General features: G+C 62.9%; 18 protein-coding genes. 5 read left to right on the plus strand and 13 right to left on the minus strand.

Translation table 11 applies throughout. The features are described from left to right. Window positions 1-268: 268 nt before the first annotated feature. From AC0L2X_RS30090 to hisS, 7 genes are all read right to left on the minus strand, one after another. The gene (locus AC0L2X_RS30090; RefSeq protein ID WP_473600955.1) at window positions 269-4612 is read right to left on the minus strand and encodes a hypothetical protein; all 4344 of its coding nucleotides are present in this window, start codon (window positions 4610-4612) and stop codon (window positions 269-271) included. Between the two features lie 210 nt (window positions 4613-4822). Continuing rightward, window positions 4823-5926 (minus strand): calcium:cation antiporter, encoded by a 1104-nt coding sequence (locus AC0L2X_RS30095; protein WP_473562044.1) that lies wholly within the window; start codon window positions 5924-5926, stop codon window positions 4823-4825. A gap of 40 nt (window positions 5927-5966) precedes the next feature. Beyond that, window positions 5967-6188 carry a cysteine rich repeat-containing protein gene (locus tag AC0L2X_RS30100; protein ID WP_473562045.1) on the minus strand — a complete coding sequence of 74 codons (222 nt, stop codon included), beginning with the start codon at window positions 6186-6188 and terminating at the stop codon, window positions 5967-5969. Window positions 6189-6247: 59 nt separating this feature from the next. Further along, window positions 6248-8014 (minus strand): AMP-binding protein, encoded by a 1767-nt coding sequence (locus AC0L2X_RS30105; protein WP_473562046.1) that lies wholly within the window; start codon window positions 8012-8014, stop codon window positions 6248-6250. A gap of 381 nt (window positions 8015-8395) precedes the next feature. Continuing rightward, window positions 8396-9115, minus strand: a complete 720-nt coding sequence (hisG, locus tag AC0L2X_RS30110; protein ID WP_473562047.1) for an ATP phosphoribosyltransferase — start codon at window positions 9113-9115, stop codon at window positions 8396-8398. Further along, window positions 9112-10230 carry an ATP phosphoribosyltransferase regulatory subunit gene (locus AC0L2X_RS30115; protein WP_473562048.1) on the minus strand — a complete coding sequence of 373 codons (1119 nt, stop codon included), beginning with the start codon at window positions 10228-10230 and terminating at the stop codon, window positions 9112-9114. Before AC0L2X_RS30115 ends, hisG begins: the two co-directional genes overlap by 4 nt. 178 nt (window positions 10231-10408) lie before the next feature. After that, the gene (gene hisS / locus AC0L2X_RS30120) at window positions 10409-11971 is read right to left on the minus strand and encodes a histidine--tRNA ligase (RefSeq protein WP_473562049.1); all 1563 of its coding nucleotides are present in this window, start codon (window positions 11969-11971) and stop codon (window positions 10409-10411) included. Between the two features lie 432 nt (window positions 11972-12403). Between hisS and AC0L2X_RS30125 the strand changes: the two genes are divergently transcribed. Further along, the gene (locus tag AC0L2X_RS30125) at window positions 12404-12664 is read left to right on the plus strand and encodes a hypothetical protein (RefSeq protein WP_473562050.1); all 261 of its coding nucleotides are present in this window, start codon (window positions 12404-12406) and stop codon (window positions 12662-12664) included. A gap of 4 nt (window positions 12665-12668) precedes the next feature. Here the strand turns inward: AC0L2X_RS30125 and AC0L2X_RS30130 are convergent, their stop codons facing one another. Then, on the minus strand, window positions 12669-13304 hold the full coding sequence (locus tag AC0L2X_RS30130; protein ID WP_473562051.1) for a DNA-3-methyladenine glycosylase I: 636 nt from the start codon (window positions 13302-13304) through the stop codon (window positions 12669-12671). Window positions 13305-13526: 222 nt separating this feature from the next. Between AC0L2X_RS30130 and AC0L2X_RS30135 the strand changes: the two genes are divergently transcribed. After that, complete coding sequence (locus AC0L2X_RS30135; RefSeq protein ID WP_473562053.1) at window positions 13527-14261, plus strand: L,D-transpeptidase; 735 nt, start codon at window positions 13527-13529, stop codon at window positions 14259-14261. Window positions 14262-14542: 281 nt separating this feature from the next. Continuing rightward, on the plus strand, window positions 14543-15463 hold the full coding sequence (locus AC0L2X_RS30140; RefSeq protein WP_473600956.1) for a bifunctional 5,10-methylenetetrahydrofolate dehydrogenase/5,10-methenyltetrahydrofolate cyclohydrolase: 921 nt from the start codon (window positions 14543-14545) through the stop codon (window positions 15461-15463). Window positions 15464-15475: 12 nt separating this feature from the next. Here the strand turns inward: AC0L2X_RS30140 and glcF are convergent, their stop codons facing one another. The 5 genes from glcF to AC0L2X_RS30165 all read right to left on the minus strand — a co-directional run bounded on the left by glcF (window position 15476) and on the right by AC0L2X_RS30165 (window position 21622). Further along, on the minus strand, window positions 15476-16807 hold the full coding sequence (gene glcF, locus AC0L2X_RS30145) for a glycolate oxidase subunit GlcF (RefSeq protein WP_473562054.1): 1332 nt from the start codon (window positions 16805-16807) through the stop codon (window positions 15476-15478). 11 nt (window positions 16808-16818) lie between these two features. Continuing rightward, window positions 16819-17202, minus strand: a complete 384-nt coding sequence (locus AC0L2X_RS30150) for a DUF4870 family protein (RefSeq protein ID WP_353015884.1) — start codon at window positions 17200-17202, stop codon at window positions 16819-16821. After that, window positions 17199-18455: an FAD-binding protein gene (locus AC0L2X_RS30155; protein WP_473562055.1), complete on the minus strand. Its 1257-nt coding sequence runs from the start codon at window positions 18453-18455 to the stop codon at window positions 17199-17201. Before AC0L2X_RS30155 ends, AC0L2X_RS30150 begins: the two co-directional genes overlap by 4 nt. 199 nt (window positions 18456-18654) lie before the next feature. Beyond that, window positions 18655-20151, minus strand: coding sequence for an FAD-linked oxidase C-terminal domain-containing protein (locus AC0L2X_RS30160; RefSeq protein WP_473562056.1), 1497 nt, complete (start codon window positions 20149-20151; stop codon window positions 18655-18657). Between the two features lie 136 nt (window positions 20152-20287). Further along, window positions 20288-21622, minus strand: a complete 1335-nt coding sequence (locus AC0L2X_RS30165; protein WP_473562057.1) for a DUF3422 family protein — start codon at window positions 21620-21622, stop codon at window positions 20288-20290. A 312-nt stretch (window positions 21623-21934) separates the two neighbouring features. Between AC0L2X_RS30165 and AC0L2X_RS30170 the strand changes: the two genes are divergently transcribed. Together AC0L2X_RS30170 and AC0L2X_RS30175 are read left to right on the plus strand one after the other, a co-directional pair. Next, the gene (locus AC0L2X_RS30170; protein WP_473562058.1) at window positions 21935-22738 is read left to right on the plus strand and encodes a FadR/GntR family transcriptional regulator; all 804 of its coding nucleotides are present in this window, start codon (window positions 21935-21937) and stop codon (window positions 22736-22738) included. Window positions 22739-22793: 55 nt separating this feature from the next. After that, window positions 22794-23930, plus strand: a complete 1137-nt coding sequence (locus tag AC0L2X_RS30175; protein ID WP_254819311.1) for an alpha-hydroxy acid oxidase — start codon at window positions 22794-22796, stop codon at window positions 23928-23930. Window positions 23931-23942 lie beyond the last annotated feature (12 nt).

Genomic DNA, 23942 nt, shown 5'->3' on the forward strand with positions numbered 1-23942 from the left:
CTCGTAAGGACGACCTTAAGAGCGCAGCCTCGCTACCGTGCCATCTTCTCGCAAGGCGGCCTTCGCCGGAGGCGTACCCTAGACTGATCGCTGAGGCGCTTTTTTCGGGCCGGCTCGTCCTTGCCGTGCCGGCCGGCGATTCCGCCCTCCCCTCGCGGCGGTCGAGCGGGTCGAGTTGGCGAAGAGTAGTCGCGGGTTGGATGCAGCGGTGTTGGCGGGTTGAGAGTTGCTGCCGCGAAGGCCACCCACGGAGGTTCCAACTCGGCTGCTAAGAACGCACCTGTCGGACAGTATCAAATCCAACCACTGCGACCTTAATTGCTCCACTTGAATTGTGGTCCATTGACAATGCCGCCGACGCGAGCGAGCCAACCACAGCGGCAAAGAGAGTCCGTTTGCCTGTTTCCGGATCAATCCAGTATCTCGAACGATGATTGGAAACCACCAAGATGCCGTGACGCCGCGTGGCCGGTTTCAGATAGTTTTCCACCAGCTGTGTACGGAGGGCGTCATTAAGTTGACGCAAGCTCCAATCCTTGCCGCCGTGCTTAACTTCGATGGCCACCTCGCAATGGGCCGTGTTCGACACAACAACTATATCGGGGCGATCGCTATCAGCTACAAATGCTTCACGATAAGTTCTGAATCGCTTGCGCGCTCTCAAGTCCATCTGCTCCATAAGCCAGTTCCGAACCTCGTCCTCGTCTCCTGCTCGCTGGAGCAACGCGCGTGAGGATACGTCGGCCTTATGGAGATGGAAATTGATGTCGGCGAGCACGCCCAAGGCAACACTGAAAAGGTCATCGCCAGTCTTCACAGGCGCCAAGTGTGATCGCTCCAATTCTCGCGTCTCCGCTGGCGTCCAAGCAGGGCGCTCTGAATCCTGCTCGGCTTTGGCCCGGGCTAGCTCGCGAAAACGTTCTATTCGGCCCGAAAATAGTGCTTCTTTTGGGAGGCGGTTGATCGAGCGGAAGGCCTCCTCTCCCGGTCGCTTCAAAAGGCTTGAAAGAATAGAACTCCTGGCGCTTTCGGCATAATCCCGTGGGCCAGGCGTGTACGTTCCCTCGTGTCGGGTGTCATCCTCAGGACGGATGTGTCGGTAAGCGAGCCTCAACAGGTCCTCCAAGGTTTGCACATCTGCGCGCCCTAATGCAGGTACTGCTAGGCCATGGTGATGGCCGTCGAACAGTCGACCGATAATGCGTGTTGCGCGCGTGACGCCCGAGGCTGGCTCGACGGGCCCTATCCAATGTTGCAGGAGTTCTAGCCCTCGGGCTGGCGACAACAGAAACACTAATCCAAGATTTCCAAGTGCGAAGTCTTCCTTGTCGTCCCTACAGCTTTGGAAGCGGTGTTCAAACGTCGCAGCCAACTTTTGGAATTGTTTGGACTGGAGTTCGCATTGTGCAAGTATTGGGATCGCACGTTGTAGCGTTTCGACATTTCCAGCCTCTGCGCCAATTATTACATCAGCAATAACATCTTGGACAGGCCGCGATATTTGCGCTCCATGAGATGCATAGTGGTACAAGAAGTAGCTGGCGACTTCGCTAGGTCCTATCCATTCTCGCGTAATCTGATTGTGGAGAATGGAAATCGTTGCCAGTGGATGCGCCGATACAAGCCTATCCATCCAGTCAGGAAAACCCTCCTCGGTCAGGCAACCATGTCGGGCTGCCAAGGATGCGTCGGTAGCGCACAAGTCTTCCGGCCAGTCGGGTGCCTCGGCGGCCTCCATGTCTATTCCGCCGAACGCAAGCAGCGTCAATCTTGACGTCGTGACAATCCCGCCGGGCTTTCGATCGGGTCGCGCGGGTTGGACGTTCCGCCACATGGCCATCATGCCGTCTCGATAGGCTTCGGCCACGTGTCGGCTGAACCCTTCCTCCAGAAGTCGCCACTGTCTGGGTGCATCAGCACGATCAGAGTTGGTCCGCCGTCTCAGCCAGCGGGTCAAGTCCTCCAGTCTATGAATGCCCGACTTCCAATCCTTGAGGTTTTCTGCCCGACTTAAGAGCGAAGGTTCTTGTTCCAACAATCTGCCAAATGCGCGCCAGGACTCCTTGTCGCGCTCCTCCCGAGCCCGGTGCTTTCGTTCTCGAGCTTCGTGTTCCTTGCGGTAGCGTCGGTCTTCGGGGCTCTCCTTCCGAGGTGCAAGATACCCGTCAAGATCTTGCTGCAACAAAGAATTGGAGCTGGCGATCTCCTTTAGTCGCTCCAGCCCAGAATCTGGCCGGCCAGCAGCATCAATGACCCCGAATGCTGCGCAGAACGCGATCCGACGATCATTGACGTTCGGTTTTGTGGCCGCATCATTGAGAAGCCAACTGAGATCCTTGTCGGCTGCGGCGAAAAAGGTCGGGCCTCCGAAATAGAGCTGCCAAGGCCGAATGATCTCCCGATCTCTTGAGTTTTCAGACCCCCTCACTTCGGCAACGTCCGCCCAGAGCAAAGCTCGATTAATTCTTGGGTTTGCCCTTACGAGTTCCGGAATGGTCGGCATCTTGTCGCCGCTGGACCAATTTTCGCCGTTACGCTCTATCGCCATCAATAACTTGATCAATCCAGAAGGCGGTTCACCACTCCGCACCCTAGACAACTCCCCCCGTAATGCGGAGCCAATCTCTTTTGCCAAGAAGCCAAACTGAGCAGATACTCTTCTGTACTCGCTTTTGAACGGCTGACGAAACACCAGATCGCTAAGCGCTTCGGCGAGCTTTGGACGGTCGGAAACAGGGGTCCTTTCGAAAAGCGACGAGATTTCGTGACGAAATCCTTCGGTCGACCCAGACCTCGGAGGCTTGGAGTGTTCTATAAGTGCGATCAACTCCTCGACACCGATGTGGCCCGGAAACAGGGCTGTCGCGAATCCAGCTGCTAGCCTTGCGCTCATAGATGATGGATCCGAAGCCGCGCGCTCCTTTGCCCAACGGATCCCTTCCGCATCCTGACAGGCTACAATACCGTTGAGTGCGAGCACTCGATGGTAATCATGTTCCTGCTCATTCTCGATTACCGATCTTAGTATCTTTTCACACCCGCATATCGCTCCATCGCGAATTAGGCGGAGCAGCAGGAAACGGAAATCTTCGCGGGTATTGACATTCCAGGCATTACCGATGTCGCCTGCAAGGCGCTCGTCTGCAAAGAGGACCAGGTTCCGGTGATCGAGACTGGCGTCTGAAACCTCACCATCCAGATGCTTCTCTGCGAGTGAGGCTAGGATTCGTCTTCGACAGTCGATGTCTAATGATCTGGGGTCACCATATTGGAGTACGACTATCGGCTCACGGCGTATTATCTCGTCGCAAAAGTCTTTGCGCCACTGCGCCAACCAAGCTGCGGCAGCGCGGAGGGATGGTGCGATAGTCTCAACTCCATACTTTTCTACAAAGATTAGGTTCCAGATTTCTGGTACGGGGCATCCGTTTGTTAGTAGCCGATCCAACCAACACGCTGTGAGATACTCCTGGACGGTTCGATGATTAAACCTGATCCTTCCGTAAGTAGACGGTGCGAAGAGCGCACGCATAAGCAGTGCCTCCCCTCCGGCTGAGGTTAACTCGTCCAAAACCATAACAGGATCGATGGCGCCGCTGGTTAGGCTCGGATCACTCTCTGATGACGCCTTCAAAGTGAAGGACTTTCCAAACGTCAATGCTGCCGCGAGGCTCTCTGCGGAAAGACGCGCCTGGTCTGGCCTCAGGTCGGCAAGCCGAGCATATGTCTGATTGGATTCAAGCAGCTTACGCTGAATGCTGAATTCAGTCATCTGCGTTACGCTTCCGAGCTGCCCGTGCTCTAGCCAGTAGGCAACCATGTCCAAGACGTCGCCAGGACGCTGAGCCATGTTCTCAAGCCCCGCGACGTCAATCGCCTCGGAGAATGCTTGGACATCATCTACACCATGTCGCGCGGCGAGATTGGCTGCCATCTGTCTGTTGAGCGGGACCAGACGAACTATGAGCGGCTCAAAGGAATTTAACAGCTGAGATGGGTCGCCAGAGCTTCGATCAGATTTCCTGTCGTTGAAGACCGGATCTAAAAGCTTCTTTTCCTTGTCCTCTGGGAGGACTGTTTCGGCACGCTTTGGGGCAGGTCGAATGTATTCTTCAATTGCGCTTCTATCGTCGCGATCCTCCCAGATGAACGCCCGACAGGAAACGTATACATGGACTCGATCAAGGGAAGGTCCGCAGTCCCTGGCAAAACGCTTGAGGGCTGTTGCGAAACTCTTTCGATTTAGTCGGGCCTCGTCGACGGAGTCTAAAAAGAACCAGCCGAGTTCGGTTCCTGCTTTCCATCTTTCGAGTCGGTCAGCTTCCTCGAGACCGAGAGCGCCTTCAAGTCCTTGGTCCGCTAATTCCTCGACGCGTACATTGAAGGCCGCTTTTCCCTCATTGCTCAGTAATGAAGCTTGACTCCGAAATTCTTCGGTTTTGCCGGTTGAAGCCTCGGCGAGCACAACTACTCGACGATAAGTTAGGAGTTTTTGCCAATCGAGCCAGCCGTATGTCGTCGGACCCCAGAAGCGGGTGAGATTGAAATCAGGATCTATCTCCTGATCCTTCGCAACTGGAGCGAACCAGCGATTTAGCTCAACGAATGACATTCAAAGCTCACATGCGACTCGAAGTTGCGCCGGAAGGATTCCTATCTGTTACGGCACACTAGGCAACTACTGGCCCAAAAACTGAACTGCAACGATACCCTGCAAGTCAGGCGGCAGCGAACGTTCCTATTGCCAGTGCAAGCAGAAGTTTTCCCGCAGCGCTTAGGATGTCGCAGTTGGCGCGAGACAGATGAACTTCCCCCACCCCGCTCACGGCACAAATATCAAAAACACATACGTGCAAAACACCACCAGATGCACCAGCCCGGTCAGGAACGTCGTTCTCTCCGTGCTAAAGCTCACATTGCAGATGAAAAGCGCCAGGACCAAAAGCACCACGTCGGTCGCCGGCAGTCCCAGGGTCAGCCCTCTTCCGGTCAGCAGGCTGGCGGCGGCGATGCCTGGTATTGTCAGGCCGATCGTGGCGCAGGCCGAACCCATGGCGACGTTCAGGCCGCGCTGCAGCTCGTTGCTAAGTGCGGCACGAACTGCCGAGATCGCCTCCGGCATCAACACCAGGCCGGCGATCATCGCTCCGACAATGGCGTCGGCCTGCGGCACCTGGTAGGCGACGAGCGCATCTTCGACGCTGGCCGCGACCTGTTCGGCCAGCATGACGATGCCGATCAGCCCGATCAACAGGAGCACGGCGCCGGCGGCGAGGCTTTCGTGAGCGTCGGTTCGCACTGCAGCGCCATGTGCTTGTGCGTCGATGAAATCGTCGCGGTGGCGGACAGTCTGCGCGAACAGAAAACCGGCATAGAGCAGCACCGAAAGCACGCTGACGAAGCCAAGTTGCGCCGCCGAAAACGTGCCGGGATCGGTGGTTCGCGTGTAGGTCGGCAGAATGAGCGTCATGACGCTGAGCGCGACCAGAACCGCCAGATAGGCGCTGGTCCCTTGCCGGACGATCGCCTGCTTGCGATGGCGCCAGCCGCCAAACGTCAGACACATGCCGACAACGCCGGTGGAGGTGATCATCACCGTCGAGAACACGGATTCGCGTGCAAGCGTCGGGTTGTTGGCGCCGTGCAGCATGATGGAAACGATGATCGACACTTCGATTGCCGTTACGGCGATGGTCAGCACCAACGTGCCGTACGGCTCGCCTACCCGCCTGGCCACCGCCTCGGCGTGGTCGAGCACCACGAAAATGGTGATGAACATGATCGCGCTCGAAAGCGCGCCGATGAATATCCTGGTGCCCAGCGACCCTTCGTCCACCGACACCCCGCTGGCCCTGACCGCGACAGCCATCGCCAGGGCGGCCAACGGCATGCCGTAGGAAACCGCCGATCTTGCAAAACCACTCATTGTCACTTTTTTGCCTTCCACCGGCAGGGAAGCTCGCGCGCTATCCGGGCGTGTTGGCCTTGACGACCTTCTTGCATTCGGGCGTCAGCTCGCTCATGTGACCGGCCAGGCATTTGACGACGCGGCCACCGCCCGGCAGCACGCCCTTGCACAATCTCTGGTAATCTGCCTGGCAGGCCTCACGCTCGGCCGCCGTCTGCGCCAGCGCCGCGGTGGCTGCCAGCTGCGTTGCCAGGAAAAGCACGCCTAACGCAATCCGCATGGAACATCCCTCAAATATGTTGCCCAAACAACGCCTCCGTCACGCTTAGACGGAAGCCTTCACGCCGTCTTCTGCGTCACCAGTCCCAGTTCGTCGATCATCGCCTGGCGCATCAGGTATTTCTGCGGCTTGCCGGTCACCGTCATCGGCAATTCGGTGCGGAAGCGGATGTAGCGCGGGATCTTGAAATGGGCGATCTGGCCGGCGCAGAAGGCCTTGATCTCCTGCTCGGTGGTGATCTGGCCTGGCTTCAGCACGATCCAGGCGCACAGCTCCTCGCCGTATTTCGGGTCGGGAATGCCGAACACCTGCACCTCCTTGACCTTGGGGTGGCGATAGAGGAACTCCTCGACCTCGCGCGGATAGACGTTCTCGCCGCCGCGGATGACCATGTCCTTGACCCGGCCGACGATGTTGCAATAGCCCTCGGCATCGATGGTGGCGAGGTCGCCGGTGTGCATCCAGCCGTCGGCGTCGATGGCCTCGCGGGTCTTTGCTTCGTCGTCCCAATAGCCCTTCATCACGGAATAGCCGCGCGTGCAGAGCTCGCCCGGCGCGCCGACCGCGACGGTGGCGCCTTCGGCGTCGATGGCCTTGACCTCGACATGAGGATGGACGCGGCCGACGGTCGAGACGCGCTTTTCCAGCGGATCGTCGACACTGCTCTGGAACGACACCGGACTGGTCTCGGTCATGCCATAGGCGATGGTCACCTCGGCCATATGCATCAGCGACACCACTTTTTTCATCACCTCGATCGGGCATGGCGAACCGGCCATGATGCCGGTGCGCAGGCTGGTGAGATCGAAGGAGGCGAACTCCGGATGGTCGAGCAGGCCGACGAACATGGTCGGCACGCCGTAGAGCGCGGTGCAGCGTTCCGTTGCCACCGCCTTCAGCGTGGCGCCGGCATCGAACCCCTCGCTCGGGAAAACCATGGTCGCGCCCTTGGTGACGCAGCCCATCGTGCCCATCGACATGCCGAAGCAATGGTAGAGCGGCACCGGGATGCACAGCAGGTCGTCGACGGTGAGCCGGATTGCCGCGGTGACGAAATTGCCGTTGTTGACGATGTTGTTGTGGGTCAGCGTCGCGCCCTTCGGCGCGCCGGTCGTGCCTGAGGTAAACTGGATGTTGATGGCATCGTCCGGTTTCAACCCGTCGGAGATGCGGTCGAGCCTGTCATGCTCGTCGCGCCCAGCCATCGCCAGCACGTCGGCGAAATTGAACATGCCCGGCGAACTCTCCTCGTCCATGCGAATGACGATCTTCAGCGACGGCAGTCTGTTGGCATCGAGCTTGCCCGGGGTGGCCCTGGCGATCTCCGGCGCCAGCGTCTCGATCATGCCGAGATAGTCGGAGCTTTTGAACTTGGCAGCGGTGACCAGCGCCTTGCAGCCGACCCTGTTCAAGGCATATTCCAGCTCGACCAGCCGGTAGGCCGGGTTAATGTTGACCAGGATCAGGCCGATGCGGGCGGTGGCGAATTGCGTCACCAGCCATTCCCAGCGGTTCGGCGACCAGATGCCGACGCGGTCGCCCTTCTCGAGGCCGAGCGCCAGGAAGCCGGCGGCCAGCGCATCGACGGTCTCCGACAGTTCCTCCCAGGTAAAGCGCTTGTCCTGCTCGACGAAGACAGCTGCATCGAGCGTGCCGTATTTGCCGACCGTATCGGCAAACAGCGCCGGGATGGTCAGGTTGAGCAGCGGCACGCTGCGCTCGCCCGAGACATGCGCCGTGCCGTCGACCGGCGCAATGAACGAACCGCCATCGCGCTTGCCGCGCAGGCTGGTGGCATTCTTCAACTCGTCGAGATTGATCGGCATCGCCGTGTCCTCCGCAGACGGGCCGAGCCTATCAGCCCGGCGGGGTGGTGGAAATCCCGTCGATGGTAGGGCTGGGTGAGAACTCGCCTGTCGGGGCCGAAAACAAAAAACCCGCCTCGGCGGGCGGGTCTTCGGGGCCAATTGGCACCATACCCAGATTAGTAGCATAGCTGCCGGCACAAAGCAAGAACAAAATTGCTGTATGTCAGGAAAATCGCTTCAGGCGCCAGCGGCGCAGCTGCTTATCTCCCCCCTTGAGGGGGAGATGGCCGGCAGGCCAGAGGGGGTCGCCTCGCGTGGAGCTCCAGGCTGTTCTGTCGGTTAAGAGAGTCGCGTCAAGACGAACCGACCCCCTCTGTCGCCTTCGGCGACATCTCCCCCTCAAGGGGGGAGATTGGCAGCGCCTGCGTTCACCGACGCCACCCTTGCCGCAATATCGCGCAACACCGCCTCGTCGGCCGCGGCGCGCACCTTCCGCGACGCTACGAGGCAGGCCTGCGAGCGCAGGATCACGCCATCGGCCAGCACTTTGAGATGGTTGGCGCGCAGCGTCGCGCCTGACGTGGTGATGTCGACGACGATGTCGGCCAATCCGGCCGCCGGCGCGCCTTCGGTGGCGCCGAGGCTTTCGACGATGCGGTAGACCTGGATGCCGTGCTTTTGCGAAAAGAACTGCTGGGTCAGGCGCCAGTATTTGGTGGCGATCCTGAGCCGCCGGCCGTGGCGCTGGCGGAAATCGGCGGCGACGTCGTCGAGGTCGGCCATGGTGTCGACGTCGAGCCAGATGTCGGGCACCGCCACCACGACATCGGCATTGCCGAAACCGAGGCCGGCGATGATTTCGGCGCGCGCCTCGCAATCGGCGAGGTTTTCGCGCAAAAGGTCCTCGCCGGTGATGCCGAGATCGACCGAGCCCTGGCCGATCTCGCCGGCGATCTCGGAGGCCGACAGGAACGCTATCTCGACGCTCTCCATGCCATCGATACGGGCTCGGTATTTGCGCTCGTCGCCGGGCAGGCTGACGGCAAGCCCGGCCTTGGCCAAGACCTCGAGCGCCTGCTCCTTGAGCCGGCCTTTCGACGGGATCGCCATCGTGATCATGGTGCCGTCTCCCGCAGCGCCTCGATGCGGTCGAGCCAGACGGAAAAACCGACGCCGGGGATCGGCGTTTTGGCGCCGAGCAGCGTCAGCAGCCGGTCGTAGCGGCCGCCACCGGCGAGCGGCCGGTCGCCGCCCTGCGCCGCGATCTCGAAAACCAGGCCGGTGTAATAATCGAGCGGCCGGCCGAAGGCGGCGTCGTAACGGATTTCAGACATCGGCAGGCCGAGGCTTTCGATAGCCGCGGCGCGGGCGGCAAAATTCTCCAGCGCAGCGCCCAGCGAAAGGCCGGCATCGGCCGCGAAAGTTTCTAGCGCCCCGGCGGCGCTATCGAGCGGCACGTCGATCGCCAGGAAACTCTTCAGCGCCGCGAATGCCTCGTTCGACAGCCGTACGCTGCGCAGTTCGGCCTTCTCGATCAGGCGCCGCGCGATTTCGGACGGCGAACGCCCGGCCGATGCCGACAGGCCGGCCTCTTCCATGCCGACGGCGATATGCGCCGAAAGAGCTTCCAGATCGCCGTCGAGGACCAGGGCGGCGACCGGCCCGGCGAGCTGGCTGTTGCGCGGCGGATTGGCGAGGTCGGCAAGCGCTGCCTCCAGCATCGGCGCCGAGCCGAAGGCGCGCGCCAGCCGCATGCGCCAGCCGCGCGGCAGGCCAAGCGCTGCCAGCACCGCCTCGAAAATTGTCTGGTCGCCGAGCGTGACCGCCAACTCCCGGCCGGGCAGCACCAGCGAAAGCAGCGCATGCGCATCGGCCAGCGAACGCGCGTCGGCGGCGGCCGTGTCGCGGTCGCCGAGATCCTCGATGCCGGCCTGGAAGAACTCGTTGCCGCCCTCGCGGCGCTGGCGAAACACCTCGCCGAGATAGGAATAGCGGCGCGGCGTGCCGGCCTGGCTGGCAATGTGGTCGAGGCAGACCGGAATGGTGAATTCCGGCCGCAGGCAAAGCGTCTGCCCGGTCTCGCTTTCAGTGAGAAAGATGCGGCGCCGCAAATCCTCGCCGGCCATGTCGAGGAACGGATCGGCCGGCTGCAGCACGGCAACCTCGACCGCATGGGTGTTGCGCGCGGCGAAGAGCGTCGCGATGTCTGATGCGATGGCGGGGCGCGAGGTCATGGGGATGTAGGGCGCGAGGCACCCCCCTCTGGCCTGCCGGCCATCTCCCCCTCAAGGGGGGAGATTGGATATCGCGCCTGCTTTCGCCAATCTTCAGCGTTGGAGAGAAGACGCCGAGGCTGAAGCTGCCAATCTCCCCCCTTGAGGGGGAGATGGCCGGCAGGCCAGAGGGGGGTGCTCACGCGCCACCTTTCGCCCGGTCGGCCGCCTGCGCCGCCAGTATCTTCTTCACCTCGGCAACCAGCTCACTCTCCGCCACCGTCACCTGCGCCGGGCGTGCGGCGCGCCATTCGGCGTTGTCGGCGATCTCGGCCGACATCTTGGCGCCCTCGATCAGGTCCTTGATCTGCAGCTCGCCCTTGGCGCGCTCGTCGCCGCCCTGGATGATGGCGACCGGGCTACCGCGGCGGTCGGCATATTTCAGCTGCGCCTTCATGCCGGCGCCGCCGAGATACATTTCCGAGCGGATGCCGGCGGCGCGCAGCTCGGCCACCATCTTCTGGTAGCGGCCGAGGCTTTCCGTATCCTTGTCCATGGTCAGCACGACGACCGGCGCGATGATATCGGAAGTATCGAGCTTGCCGAGGTTCTTCAGCGCCGTCATCAGGCGCGAGACGCCGATCGAAAAGCCGGTCGCCGGCACCGGCTCGCCGCGGAAGCGCGAGACCAGACCGTCATAACGTCCGCCGCCGCCGACCGAGCCGAAGCGCACGATCTGGCCGTCCTCGTTGGGGATCTCGGCCAGCAGCTCGGCCTCGTAGACCGGGCCGGTGTAATATTCGAGGCCGCGGACGACGGAGGGGTCGATGCGGATGCGATCCTCACCGTAGCCGCTTTGTGCGACCATGGTTCTTATCTGCTCCAACTCTCCAAGGCCCTCGACAAACGAGGCGTTCGTGATGCCCAGATGTTCGAGTTTCCTTTCCTCGATAAGATTGCTGAGACCGGGGTTGATGGATCCCAGTGTCTGGACGATTTTTTCGGGATCGTGCTGCGCCATGACTGTGAAATAGCTGATGACAACGTCGATTTGCGCATTGTCCAGCCCAGCACCCTTGGTGAAATCACCGCTCTCGTCCTTGCGCCCCGCGCCCAAAAGCAGGCGCACGCCCCCGACGCCAAGCTTGTCCAGCTTGTCGATCGCCCGCAGCACGGTCAGCCGGCGGCCGATATTCTCGTCGCCGCCGAGACCGATCGCCTCCAGCACGCCGTCGAGCACTTTGCGGTTGTTGACGCGGACGACGTAATCGCCGCGCTTGATGCCGAGCGCCTCCATCACGTCGGCCATCATCATCGCCATCTCGGCATCGGCGGCGACGCCCGGCGTGCCGACCGTGTCGGCGTCGAACTGCATGAACTGGCGAAAGCGGCCGGGACCGGGCTTCTCGTTGCGGAACACCCAGCCGGAGCGATAGCTGCGATAGGGTTTCGGCAGGCGCTCAAAATTTTCGGCGACAAAGCGCGCCATCGGCGCGGTCAGGTCGTAGCGCAGCGACAGCCACTGGTCGTCGTCGTCCTGGAACGAGAACACGCCTTCGTTCGGCCGGTCCTGGTCGGGCAGGAATTTGCCGAGCGCGTCGGTGTATTCGATCAGCGGCTGGTCGACCGGCTCGAAACCGTAGAGCTCGAAGACCGAGCGGATCGTCGCCATCATCTTCTCGACGGCACGCATATCGTCGGCGCCGCGGTCGACAAAGCCGCGCGGCAGCCGCGCTTTCATCTTTTCGGATTTGTCGGCCATGGGATGGGTACTTTGCTAAGTAATCGGTGACTTATTTCGGGTCGGCGTGTCCTACCGATGCAGCCCGGAGAAGGCAAGGGTTTGCGGCTTTTCCGCGATGTCGCGGGACCAGTTGGTTCGCAAATGTCGCGCCGCCCCTCATCCGCCTGCCGGCACCTTCTCCCCGTATAGTGACGGGGAGAAGGGGACTTGTCGCAGCCTCGGCGCTACTTGTGCAACGCTGTGATTGGCGAAACCACCGGCGGAGGCGTCCTTTCTCCCCGTCCCTATACGGGGAGAAATGCCCGGCAGGGCAATGAGGGGCAGCGCAAAGCCATCAGGCAGGGCGACCGAAACAAACCGCATCAAAAATGAAACAATTGCGCCATGCGCGCGGCATCGTGCCGACACAATCCGGGCCGATAAGCGCGCCGAAACACGGGGGTCGGGGCCATGGCCACGCTAGAAAAGTTCGACATCATCGATAGCGGCGCACGCGACGCCTCGGTCCGGCTGCGGCCGGCCGATGGTTATGCGCCAAAAACGACGAAGCAAATCGCCGGACCGTTCGAGATCGCGGCGCAACAGCGCAGCGGGCCGACCATGCGCGACGTGCTGATGACCGGCCTGCTGGTGATCTATCCGGTGTTCGCCGCGCTGGCGGCCATCCTCGCCGGGTTTTTCCTCGCCGGCACCGGCGCCGGCGGCGCCTGAGCCGCTACTTCGGCCGGTTGAACGCTTTCCGCTCCGCCTCGACCGGCTCGCGGCAGACACAGCCCTCGAGATGGTCGTTGACCAGCCCCATTGCCTGCATGAAGGCGTAGACGGTGGTCGGGCCGACAAAGCTCCAGCCGCGCTTCTTCAGCTCCTTCGAAATGCGGACCGACACGGCCGTCGTCGGGTTGGCGCGCAGATGGGCGAGGTCGACGATCTCGGGCCGCTCGTCGGGGCCGGGCTCGAACTTCCAGAACCATGCAGCCAGCGAGCCGGCCTCGTCGATGAGCTCGCGGGCGCGCTTGGCGTTGTTGATGGTCGAGACGATCTTGCCGCGGTGGCGGATGATGCCGGCATTGCCGAGCAGGCGCTCGACATCCTGGTCGGTGAAGGCGGCGATCTTGTCGACATCGAAGCCGGCAAACGCCTCGCGGAAATTGTCGCGCTTGCGCAATATGGTCAGCCAGGACAGGCCCGACTGAAAACCTTCGAGGCAGATTTTCTCGAACAGGCGGCGGTCGTCGGCGACCGGCCGGCCCCATTCGTGGTCGTGGTAGTGCAGATAATCCGGCAGATTGCCGTGCCAGAAGCAGCGGGCGATACCGTCGGGACCGGCAAGCAGACCTGTCTTTTCATCCATGGCGGAATTCCGTTCGTGTCTTGGCGTTAACGCGTTTTGACGCGGCCTTTACCGCGGCTTTACCAGATTCCTGAACCGGGCGGTAACCACACCAAAAGCTTTACTGACAGATCGGCATTTTAGGCATTCCGATTCATGTTTCGGTTGCCGCTTCGCGCCCAATGTCGGCGAAATCGGGGAGGCTTTGCACCCCGGCATGTTCGACGATCAAGGTGCGTTGCGATGAAGACATTCTTGTTCCCACTGTTCGGCGCCGCGGCCGTGCTTGCGGCCGGCGCCGCCAATGCCAACGACCGCTATGCCGACAGGCCGCCGGTGGTGGTCAGTCCCGACCTTTCGGCGCCCTGGGTGCTGCAGCTCGGCCATGCGCCGGGCATCGTGCGGCAGAGCCGGCAAGAGGCGCAGCCGCAACGGCGCTACCGGCGGCTGGCCGAACCGGATCAGCTGCGCACCGCAGCGGTGCAGGCGCCGGCCAAGCGCATGGTGATGCGGCGGCAGATCGACCCGATTTATCTGCCGCAGGAGGTCGCGTATGACGGCCCGCAGAAGCCGGGCACGATCGTCATCGATACGCGAGAGAATTTCCTCTATCTCGTCGGCAAGAACGGCAAGGCGCGCCGCTACGGCGTCGGCACCGGCAAGCCGGGCTTCGAATGGTCCGGCACCCACAAGATCACCAACAAGCGCGTCTGGCCGGACTGGCGGCCGCCGGCGGTGATGATCGCCCGCGAAGCCGCCAAGGGCCGTTATCTGCCGACCTATCTCGCCGGCGGCATGGAAAACCCGCTCGGCGCACGCGCGCTCTATCTCGGTTCGACCGAGTACCGCATCCACGGCACCAACCAGCCCTGGACGATCGGCGGCGCGGTGTCGTCGGGCTGCATCCGCATGCGCAACGAGGACGTGGTCGACCTTTACGAACGCGTGAATATCGGAACAACGGTGGTGGTGATATAGTTGCGGTAACGAATCACCTGGTCTAGAAAGACATTAGCTTTGGCTTTCTAAGGCCAGATGAATGAATAACGGGGGACGGGCCGTGTGGGGATGCGGCCAGTCACGAAAGGGCAGCGCGGCAAGCCGTGCTGCCCTTTTTGTTTGCGCCATCGCCAGCAAGAATTGACGGGAAGATTTCGCCAGCACGTCGCGCGACCGGCATGGCGGTTCGCTTTTCGCGCTGCCTTTTCGCCGTTGCCTTGCTATGTGGCGGCTAAAATCCAGATAAAGGCCCCATCCCAATGTCCCTTTCCGATGACAGCCGCTATCTCAGAGGCGGCCCGGTTGCCCAACGCATCATCGCCGGCGTGCGCGAAGACGCCGCGATCGCAACAGCCGAAGGCTTTCCGCCCAAGCTGGTATCGATCACCGTCGGCGACACCGCGGCGGTCGATGTCTATGTCCGCAACCAGCGCGCCAAGGCGGGGCTGGCCGGCATCGGCTTCGAGGAAAGGCGTTTTCGCGCCGACATCACCGCCGGCGAACTCGAAGCGGCGATCCACGGGCTTAACGCCGATCCGCGCGTCACCGGCATCATCATCCAGCGGCCGGTGCCGGTGCACATCCCGATCAAGACGCTGCAGGCGGCGGTGCATCCGCTCAAGGATGTCGAGGGCATGCATCCGGCCTCGATCGGCAACATCGTCTACAACCAGCTCGACCTGGCGCCCTGCACCGCCGCCGCCTCGGTCGAACTGCTCAGGGAAACCGGGCTCGACCTTAAGGGGCTCGAAGTGGTGGTCGTCGGCCATTCCGAGATCGTCGGCAAGCCGATCGCCTTCCTTTTGATGAGCGAAGGCGCGACAGTGACGGTCTGCCATCACATGACACGTTCGGTAGCGGCACACGCACGCCGCGCCGACGCGCTGTTCGTCGCCGTCGGCAAGCCGCGGCTGATCAAGGCCGACATGGTCAAGCCGGGTGCGGCGGTCATCGATATCGGCATCAATTCGGAGATCGGGCCGGACGGCGAGAGCCGCATCGTCGGCGACGTCGATGCCGAGAGCGTCAGGCATGTCGCGTCGTGGATCACGCCGGTGCCGGGCGGCGTCGGCCCGATCACCGTGGCGATCCTGCTGCGCAACACGATGGTGGCGCTCAGCCGCCAGCACGCCCGCTACCAGGCGACCTACGGCACGGCGGATCGGCTGGCGGCGGAGTAGGCGCGTAGCGGCTCACTTGGCCGCGACAATGGCCCTCTCTTCGCGAACGCCTTCGGGCTTCGGCCCGCCGTAGGCCCAGTCAAGCAGCTTTATCGTATGCACTACCGGCAGCTTCGCCGCCGAAGCGATCTGGGTGATGCAGCCGATATTGCCAGTGGCGACGACTTCGGCGCCGGTCGCTTCGATATTCCTGACCTTGCGGTCGCGCAACGTCGCCGAAATCCCGGGCTGCAGGATGTTGTAGGTGCCGGCCGACCCGCAGCACAGATGCCCTTCGCGCGGCTCGCGCACGACGAAGCCAGCTTTGACCAAAAGCTCCTTCGGCTGGCGGGTGATCTTCTGGCCGTGCTGCATCGAGCAGGCGGAGTGATAGGCGACGATGGTGCCCGGCTTGCGGACCGGCTCCGGCAGGTCGAGGCTTGCCAGATATTCGGTGATGTCCTTGGCCAGCGCCGAGACGCGCGCCGCCTTGTCGGCATAGGCCGGATCGAGGCGCAGCATGAAGCCGTAGTCCTTGATGGTGGTGCCGCAGCCGGATGCGGTGATGACGATGGCGTCGAGTCCACCCTGCTCGATGGCGCGCGTCCAGGCGTCGACATTCCGTCGGGCCGACGCCAAGGCAGAGTCCTCGCGTCCCATATGATGGACCAATGCGCCGCAGCAGCCCTCGCCCTCGGGCACCACGACCTCGACGCCAAGCCGGGTCAGCAGCGAAATCGTCGTATCGTTGATGCCGGGATCGAGCACGGACTGCGCGCAGCCGGTGAGGATGGCGACGCGGCCATTTTGCTTCGCGCCCTGCCCGGCATGGACGCCCGGCGAGGCCATCGATGAAGCAGGCGGGATCGAGACTGGGGCGAGCCTAAGCATGGCGCCGAGCGGCTTCAGGGCCACAACCTTGTCGAACAGGCCGGCGAATGGCCTACTTAGCTTCGCCAGGTTCAACGCGGCGCGAAAGCGCGAGGGGTAGGGCAGCACGAAGGCCAGCATGGCGCGCGTCAGGCGGTCGGCCAGCGGACGCTTGTAGGTCTCCTCGATATGGGCGCGGGCGTGGTCGACCAGATGCATGTAGTTGACGCCCGACGGGCAGGTGGTCATGCAGGCGAGGCAGGACAGGCAGCGATCGATATGGGTGACGACCTCCTTGTCGGCCGGACGGCCGTTTTCCAGCATGTCCTTGATCAGGTAAATCCGCCCGCGCGGCGAATCCAGTTCGTTGCCTAATGTCACATAGGTCGGGCAGGTGGCCGTGCAGAAGCCGCAATGTACGCATTTGCGCAGGATCTTCTCCGATTCCGCGACATGCGGATCGGCGAGCTGGGCAGCTGAGAAATTGGTCTGCACGTAAACGAATCCTACAATCCCAGAAACCAGCTTTCCGGGTTCTTGACCGGCTCGCCGCGCTGCAGCGCCTGCAAGCCGAGAATGCAGCGGGCGATGAACCAGACCGCGACGGCAACCATCAGCACGACACCGACGACAACGATCATCAGCAGCGCCGAGATCAGTGCATAGAGCAGGCCGATCCAGAAGGTGCGGATCAGGAATGTGTAATGGCTCTCGACGAAGCCGCCGGCCTTGCCGCGATTGATATAGGCCAGGACGATGCCGACAATGCCGCTGACGCCGATGGCTAGGCCGGCGAGATAGAGGATGTAGATGACCAGCGCATTGGTCGGACCGGGCTCCAGCCAGCGGTCGGTCTGGCGTGACGTACCGTTTTGACCTGGATCGCTCATTGTGCTCCTCCCTGGATTGTCGCGGCGAGAGTAGCAGAGCCTGCGCCCGGCGCCATACGGCCGGGATTGAGGATATTCTTCGGGTCGAATTCGGCCTTCAGCCGCGCCGACAGTGCTGCCAATTGCGGCGTCTGCGGTTCGAACACCGGAACGGCGGCGCGGTGCGCAGGGGCGGCGCGCACCAGCGTCGCATGGCCGCCGCCATATCTTTTGATCAAGCCGCGCAACAGGCCGGCCTCGGGATCGTCCTGCTGCATGCGCAGCCAGATCAGCCCGCCCTGCCAATCGTAGAAGGCATCGACCGCGGCCTGCATGCGCAGCGCCAGCACCATCTGGTGACCATGTGACGGCGCCATCGAGACGCGCCACACCGGCCTTTCGCTGCCATCCGCGAACGGCGCGCAGTCGCGGATATCGCGCCAGACCGAATACGAGACCGAACCAGAAATCTCCTGCAGTGGCCCGGCGTTTTTCAGCAGGTCTTTCAGCGCGGCGATGCGGTAGGCGACCGACGGGCCGAAGCCCTCGATGCGCAGCAGCGTCGCGGCATCGCTGCCGAGACTGCCGCTGGCGACCCGCGCGGCGACCCGTTCGGGAAGATGGGCAGCGCTCGACACTTCGGCGCTGGAACCGAGCGCCAGCGCCATGGCGGCGGCGGCATGATCGTCAAGCAGGCTGCGGATTGCGAGCGTGACTTCAGTCTCGGCAGCAGGCAGCACCTTGAAGGTCACATCGGTGAGCACCGCCAGCGTGCCCCAGCTGTTGGCCATCAGCTTGGAAAGATCGTAGCCGGTGACGTTCTTGACCACACGGCCGCCCGACTTGAAGGCCTCGCCGCGCCCGGAAACGGCCGCTATGCCGAGGATATGGTCGCGCGCAGCCCCGGCCTTCAGCCGCCGCGGGCCGGAAAGGTTCGCGGCGAGTGCGCCGCCGATCGTGCCTCGCCCTGGCTCACCGCCGAGCAGCGGGCCGTAATCCATCGGCTCGAAGGCCAGTTGCTGGCCGTTTTCGGCAAGCAGGCTTTCGATCTCTGCCAGCGGCGTGCCGGCCTTGGCCGACAGCACCAGCTCGGCCGGTTCATAGAGCGTGACGCCGGAGAGTTTCGACAGGTCGAGCGTATGCTCGCTCTGCTGCGGCCGGCCGATGCCGCGCTTGGAGCCGTGAGCGAGGATTTCGAGCGGCGAGTCTTCCGCCGCTGCCCAAGCGATGGTGGAAAGGGTTTCCGCTGATGTGGTGGGGGTGAAGGTGGTCATGGCGATACGCCGCGTTCCTTCGCGCCCCCCTCTGTCCTGCCGGACATCTCCCCCTCAAGGGGGGAGATCGAATGCGGCGTTGGGTTTCGCCAATCTTCAACCTCCAAGAAAGAGCGAGGCGCGCAAGCTGCCAATCTCCCCCCTTGAGGGGGAGATGTCCGGTAGGACAGAGGGGGGTGTTCAAGCGCCAACATCCCGCTCAAAACCTCGGAATGTCCGGAAACGCCGTCTGCCCGCGATGCACGTGCATCCTCCCGAGTTCGGCGCATCGCCTCAGCTGCGGGAAGACCTTGCCGGGATTCAAAAGATGGTTGGGGTCGAAGGCGCATTTGACGCGCATTTGCTGGTCGAGATCGATCTGGTTGAACATTTCCGGCATCAGGTCGCGCTTCTCGACGCCCACCCCGTGCTCGCCAGTCAGGACGCCGCCGACCTTGACGCAGAGCCGCAATATGTCGGCGCCGAAGCTTTCCGCCTTGTCGAGTTCGCCCGGCACGTTGGCGTCGTAAAGGATCAGCGGATGCAGATTGCCGTCGCCGGCGTGGAAGACATTGGCGACGCCGAGCCCGTATTTCTCCGACAGTTCGCGCATGCCGGCGAGGACGCGCGGCAGTTCCTTGCGCGGTATGGTGCCGTCCATGCAGTAATAGTCGGGCGAGATGCGGCCGACCGCCGGGAAGGCCGCCTTGCGGCCGGCCCAGAAACTCAGCCGCTCCTGTTCCGATTGCGAGATGCGGCATGTGGTCGAGCCGTTGCTGTAGGCGATGGCTTCGACCAGGCCGATCAGGTGATCGACCTCGACACCCGGCCCATCCAGCTCGACGATCAGCAGCGCCTCGACATCGAGCGGATAGCCGGCCTGGACGAAATCCTCGGCGGCGTGGATGGCCGGGCCGTCCATCATCTCCATGCCGCCCGGGATGATGCCGGCGCCGATGATGTCGGCGACGCATTGGCCGGCCTGCTCGCTGGTCGGGAAGCCGATCAGCAGGGCACGCGCCGTCTCCGGCTTCTTCAGGATGCGCACGGTGACCTCGGTGACGACGCCGAGCAGTCCTTCGGAGCCGGTCATCACGCCGAGCAGGTCGTAGCCTTCCGCGTCGAGATGGCTGCCGCCGAGGCGCACCACCTCGCCATTCATCAGCACCATCTCGACGCCGAGCACATTGTTGGCGGTGAGACCGTATTTCAGGCAGTGCACGCCGCCGGAATTTTCCGCGACATTGCCGCCGATCGAGCAGGCGATCTGGGAGGATGGATCGGGGGCGTAATAGAAGCCCTCCTGCTCGACGGCGGTGGTGATGCCGAGATTGGTGACGCCGGGTTGGGTGACGACAACGCGGTTCTGAAAATCGATCTCGAGGATGCGGTTGAAGCGGCTCATCACCAGCAGCACCGCGTCCTCCAGCGGCAGCGCGCCGCCGGACAGCGAGGTGCCGGAGCCGCGCGGCACGACGCGGATGTTGCGGTCGCTGCAATATTTCAGCACCCGCGAGACCTGCGCCACGGTTTGCGGCAGTACCACGACCAGCGGCAATTGCCGGTAGGCGGTGAGCCCGTCGCTCTCGAAGGCGCGCATTGCATTGGCGGCGTCGACGACACCCTCGCCCGGCACGATGATGCGCATATCGGCGACGATCTCGTCGCGCCGGCGCATCGTGGCCTCGTCTGGTTTCGGCATTGCAAGGCCGGACATCGACAGCCTCCTTCGATCGACTGGTAAAAATCTTTTACCAGCGACGGCTGTTGGTTGCAAATGCCGCATTGGCCGGGATGGGAGGCCTGTGGCCGGGACAGCCTTCCGCAGCGGCAATCTGCCGCTGCGCCCCACACTACTCGCCCGGCTGCTTGCCCGGTTCGGAGTGCGTGCGGCGGACGCGGCGCACGCCCCACCAGACGAGCAGGACGGCGAGCGGCACCGAGGCGGCGGTGACCATTTCCGGCGCAAAGGCATGGCCGAAGATCGAGACGCCCTTGGCGACGTAGCCGATAAGTCCGACGACGTAATAGGAGACGGCGGCGACGGAGAGCCCTTCCACCGTCTGCTGCAGGCGCAATTGCAGGCGGGCGCGGTTGTTCATCGAGGCCAGCAGGTCGCGGTTCTGCTTCTCGACCTCGACGTCGACCCAGGTGCGCAGCAGCGTGGTGGCACGGGTGAGCTTCGTCGACAGGTTGGCCTGACGCTCCTCGACCGAACGGCAGGTACGCATCGCCGGCGCGACGCGGCGCTGAAGAAAACCACCCCAGGTGTCGTAGCCGGGCACCGCCTCTTCCTCGAGCGCCTCCAGCCGCTCGCCGACGATGCCGTCATAGGCGCGGCTGGCGCCGAAGCGGTAGAGGCTGGAGGCGGCATCGGCCTCCAGCTCGGCGGCAAGCTCGGTCAAGTCGGCAAGCAAGGTCTGGCTGTCCCGGGTCTCGGCGACCTTCATTTCCAGCGTGGTCTGGGCCAGCCTGTCCTCGATGCGGCGGGCCCGCCCCGAAAGCGTCAGCGCCAGCGGCAGGCCGAGCATGGCCAGCGTGCGGTAAGTTTCGATATCGATCAGCCGCTGCGACAGCGCCCCGGTGCGCGCCGGCGTCAGGCCGCGGTCGAGCACCAGCATGCGGGTCAAGCCGTCGCCATCCTGACGGAAATCGGTGACGATGGCCGCGTTGCCGCGCTCGACCAGCGAATAGCACAGGCTGGTCGGGTCGAAGCCGGCGATCAGTTTTTCGTTCGCCGGCGTCCATTTGCGGATTTCCAGCCTGATGCCGGAAATCACCGTGCCCGGCGGCGAAAACCCGTTGCCGAAGGGTGTGTCTCCTTGCCCCCTGCCGTTTTCGGCGAGCGGGCCTTCCCAGAGATAGGTCGAGAACTCCGTGTGGCGTTCCCAGCGCAACGAGCCCTTGCCCCATTTCATCGCGTGGTGGCGGGCGTGAGGGTCGGGCGCGGCGATGCCGAGGCGTCGCGACAATTCGGAAAGCACGGCCTGATCGACGCCGGATCCAGCTTCGGTCATGAAGGATAGTTGCACCAGCACGCGCGGCTTTTCGACCAGCGGCTGCGGCCGGGCGTGGACCTCGCCAAGCGCGCCGGGGCGACCTTCATGCGCCGGAAAACCCATGACGCTGCCGCCCACTCCTTTGGCGCGCAGCTGGAATTCGAGGTTGGACGGGTCGGCGTCAGGCACGGCTGGTCCCCCGGGCTTCTCTGAGCCCTTTGGCAATGATGTCCCTCTAGAGAGGTTCATCGTTTCAAGGAAACGCCGAACCGCTCTATCTCTTTGATTCTGTGCAATTCCGGACGGAAAACCGTTTCACACTTTTCCTGGAATTGCTCTAGAGGCAATCTCGAGAGGACGCAAACGGCAGTTTAGCTCAAGCTGATATGAAGCCGCGGCTGTGAAACCGATCCGGGCCGGGCAAATTGGATAAATAATTTGACCAGTTGGCGACGCTGGCTTTATCTTGCGCGACATCGGTTCAACCCCCAGGCATCCCGTTTGAGCGACATTTTCTCCCGGATCGAGCATTCGCGCACCGCCGACGAGGTGGTGCAGCAGATCGAGAGCCTGATCCTCGAAGGCGTCCTGCGCACCGGCGACCGGCTGCCGGGCGAGCGCGAGCTGGCGCGCCAGTTCGAGGTGTCGCGGCCTATCCTGCGCGATGCCTTGAAAGCCTTGGAAGGACGCGGGCTGTTGACGACACGGCCAGGCGGCGGCACCCATGTCGCCGATGTCATCGGCCAGCTGTTCACCAAGCCGGTGACCGACCTGATCTCGATGCATCGCAAGGCCGTGACCGACTATCTGGAGTACCGCCGCGAGATCGAGGCGGTGGCGGCGGAATATGCGGCGCGGCGCGCCACATCGGACGATCTGGCGCTGCTCGACCGCATCATGGCGCGCATGGACGAGGCGCACCGGACCGGCAATTTCGACGACGAGGCGGAAATCGACGTCGAGTTCCATCACGCGATTTGCGAATGCGCGCACAACATCATTCTGCTGCACACGCTGCGCTCCTGTTATCGGCTGCTGTCGGAAGGCGTGTTCCAGAACCGGCGGCTGGTGTTCAGCGTGCCGGGCGCGCGCGAGGCGCTGCTTTCGCAGCACCGGGCAATCTACACGGCGGTCAAGGCCGGCGATCCGGCCGCGGCGCGGCAGGCGGCGATGGACCACATCTCCTATGTCGAACGGTCGATGACTGAAGCCGAGCGCAGCGACGACTGGCAGCGCGTGTCGCGGCTGAGGCTCAGGCAGCGCACCGAGCCCGGTGACGGCGAGCCGGCAAGAAAACAGCCGTAGGCACCGGCCAGAAAATTCAACGACGAACCAGCGAAGAACCAGCGGAAAAAGATCCATGAGCAGCATTCTCACCATCGCCGACCTCAAGGACCTGGCGCGCCGCCGCGTGCCGAAGATGTTCTTCGACTACGCCGATTCCGGCGCCTGGACCGAAAGCACCTACCGCGCCAACGAAGAGGATTTCCAGAAGATCAAGTTCCGCCAGCGCGTGCTTGTCGACATGGACAACCGCTCTCTGGAATCGACCATGATCGGCGAGAAGGTGACGATGCCGGTGGCGCTGGCGCCGACCGGCATGACCGGCATGCAGCATCCGGACGGCGAGATGCTGGCGGCGCAGGCGGCGGAAGAATTCGGCGTGCCGTTCACACTGTCGACGATGAGTATCTGCTCGATCGAGGATGTCGCGTCGGTGACCAGGAAGCCGTTCTGGTTCCAGCTCTATGTGCTGCGCGACAAGGACTTCGTCTTCGATTTGATCGATCGCGCAAAAGCGGCGAAATGTTCGGCGCTGGTGCTGACGCTCGACCTGCAGATCCTCGGCCAGCGCCACAAGGATATCCGCAACGGGCTTTCGGCGCCGCCGCGAATGACGCCGAAGCACATCTGGCAGATGGCGACAAGGCCGCGCTGGTGCGTCGGCATGGCCGGCACCAAGCGCCGGAGCTTCCGCAACATCGTCGGCCATGCCAAGGGCGTCGGCGACCTCGCCTCGCTGTCGTCCTGGACGAAGGAGCAGTTCGATCCGCATCTGTCGTGGAAGGACGTCGCCTGGATCAAGGAGCGCTGGGGCGGCAAGCTGATCCTGAAAGGCATTCTCGACAAGGAAGATGCGCTGATGGCGGCCAGAACGGGTGCCGACGCGATCATCGTATCCAACCATGGCGGCCGCCAGCTCGACGGCGCCTCGTCGTCGATCATGGCACTCGAAGAGATCGCCGACGCCGTCGGCGATACGATCGAGGTGCATATGGACGGCGGCATCCGCTCCGGCCAGGACGTGCTCAAGGCGCTGTGCCTCGGCGCCAAGGGCACCTATATCGGCCGGCCTTTCCTGTACGGCCTCGGCGCACTCGGCAAGGAAGGGGTTACCAAGGCGCTGGAAATCATCCGCAAGGAGATGGACATAACGCTGGCACTGTGCGGAAAGCGTCTGGTCACCGACATGGGCAAGGATCAGCTTCGGCGCTAAAGTCCCGTGGCG

Source organism: Mesorhizobium sp. WSM4828 (assembly GCF_055811175.1).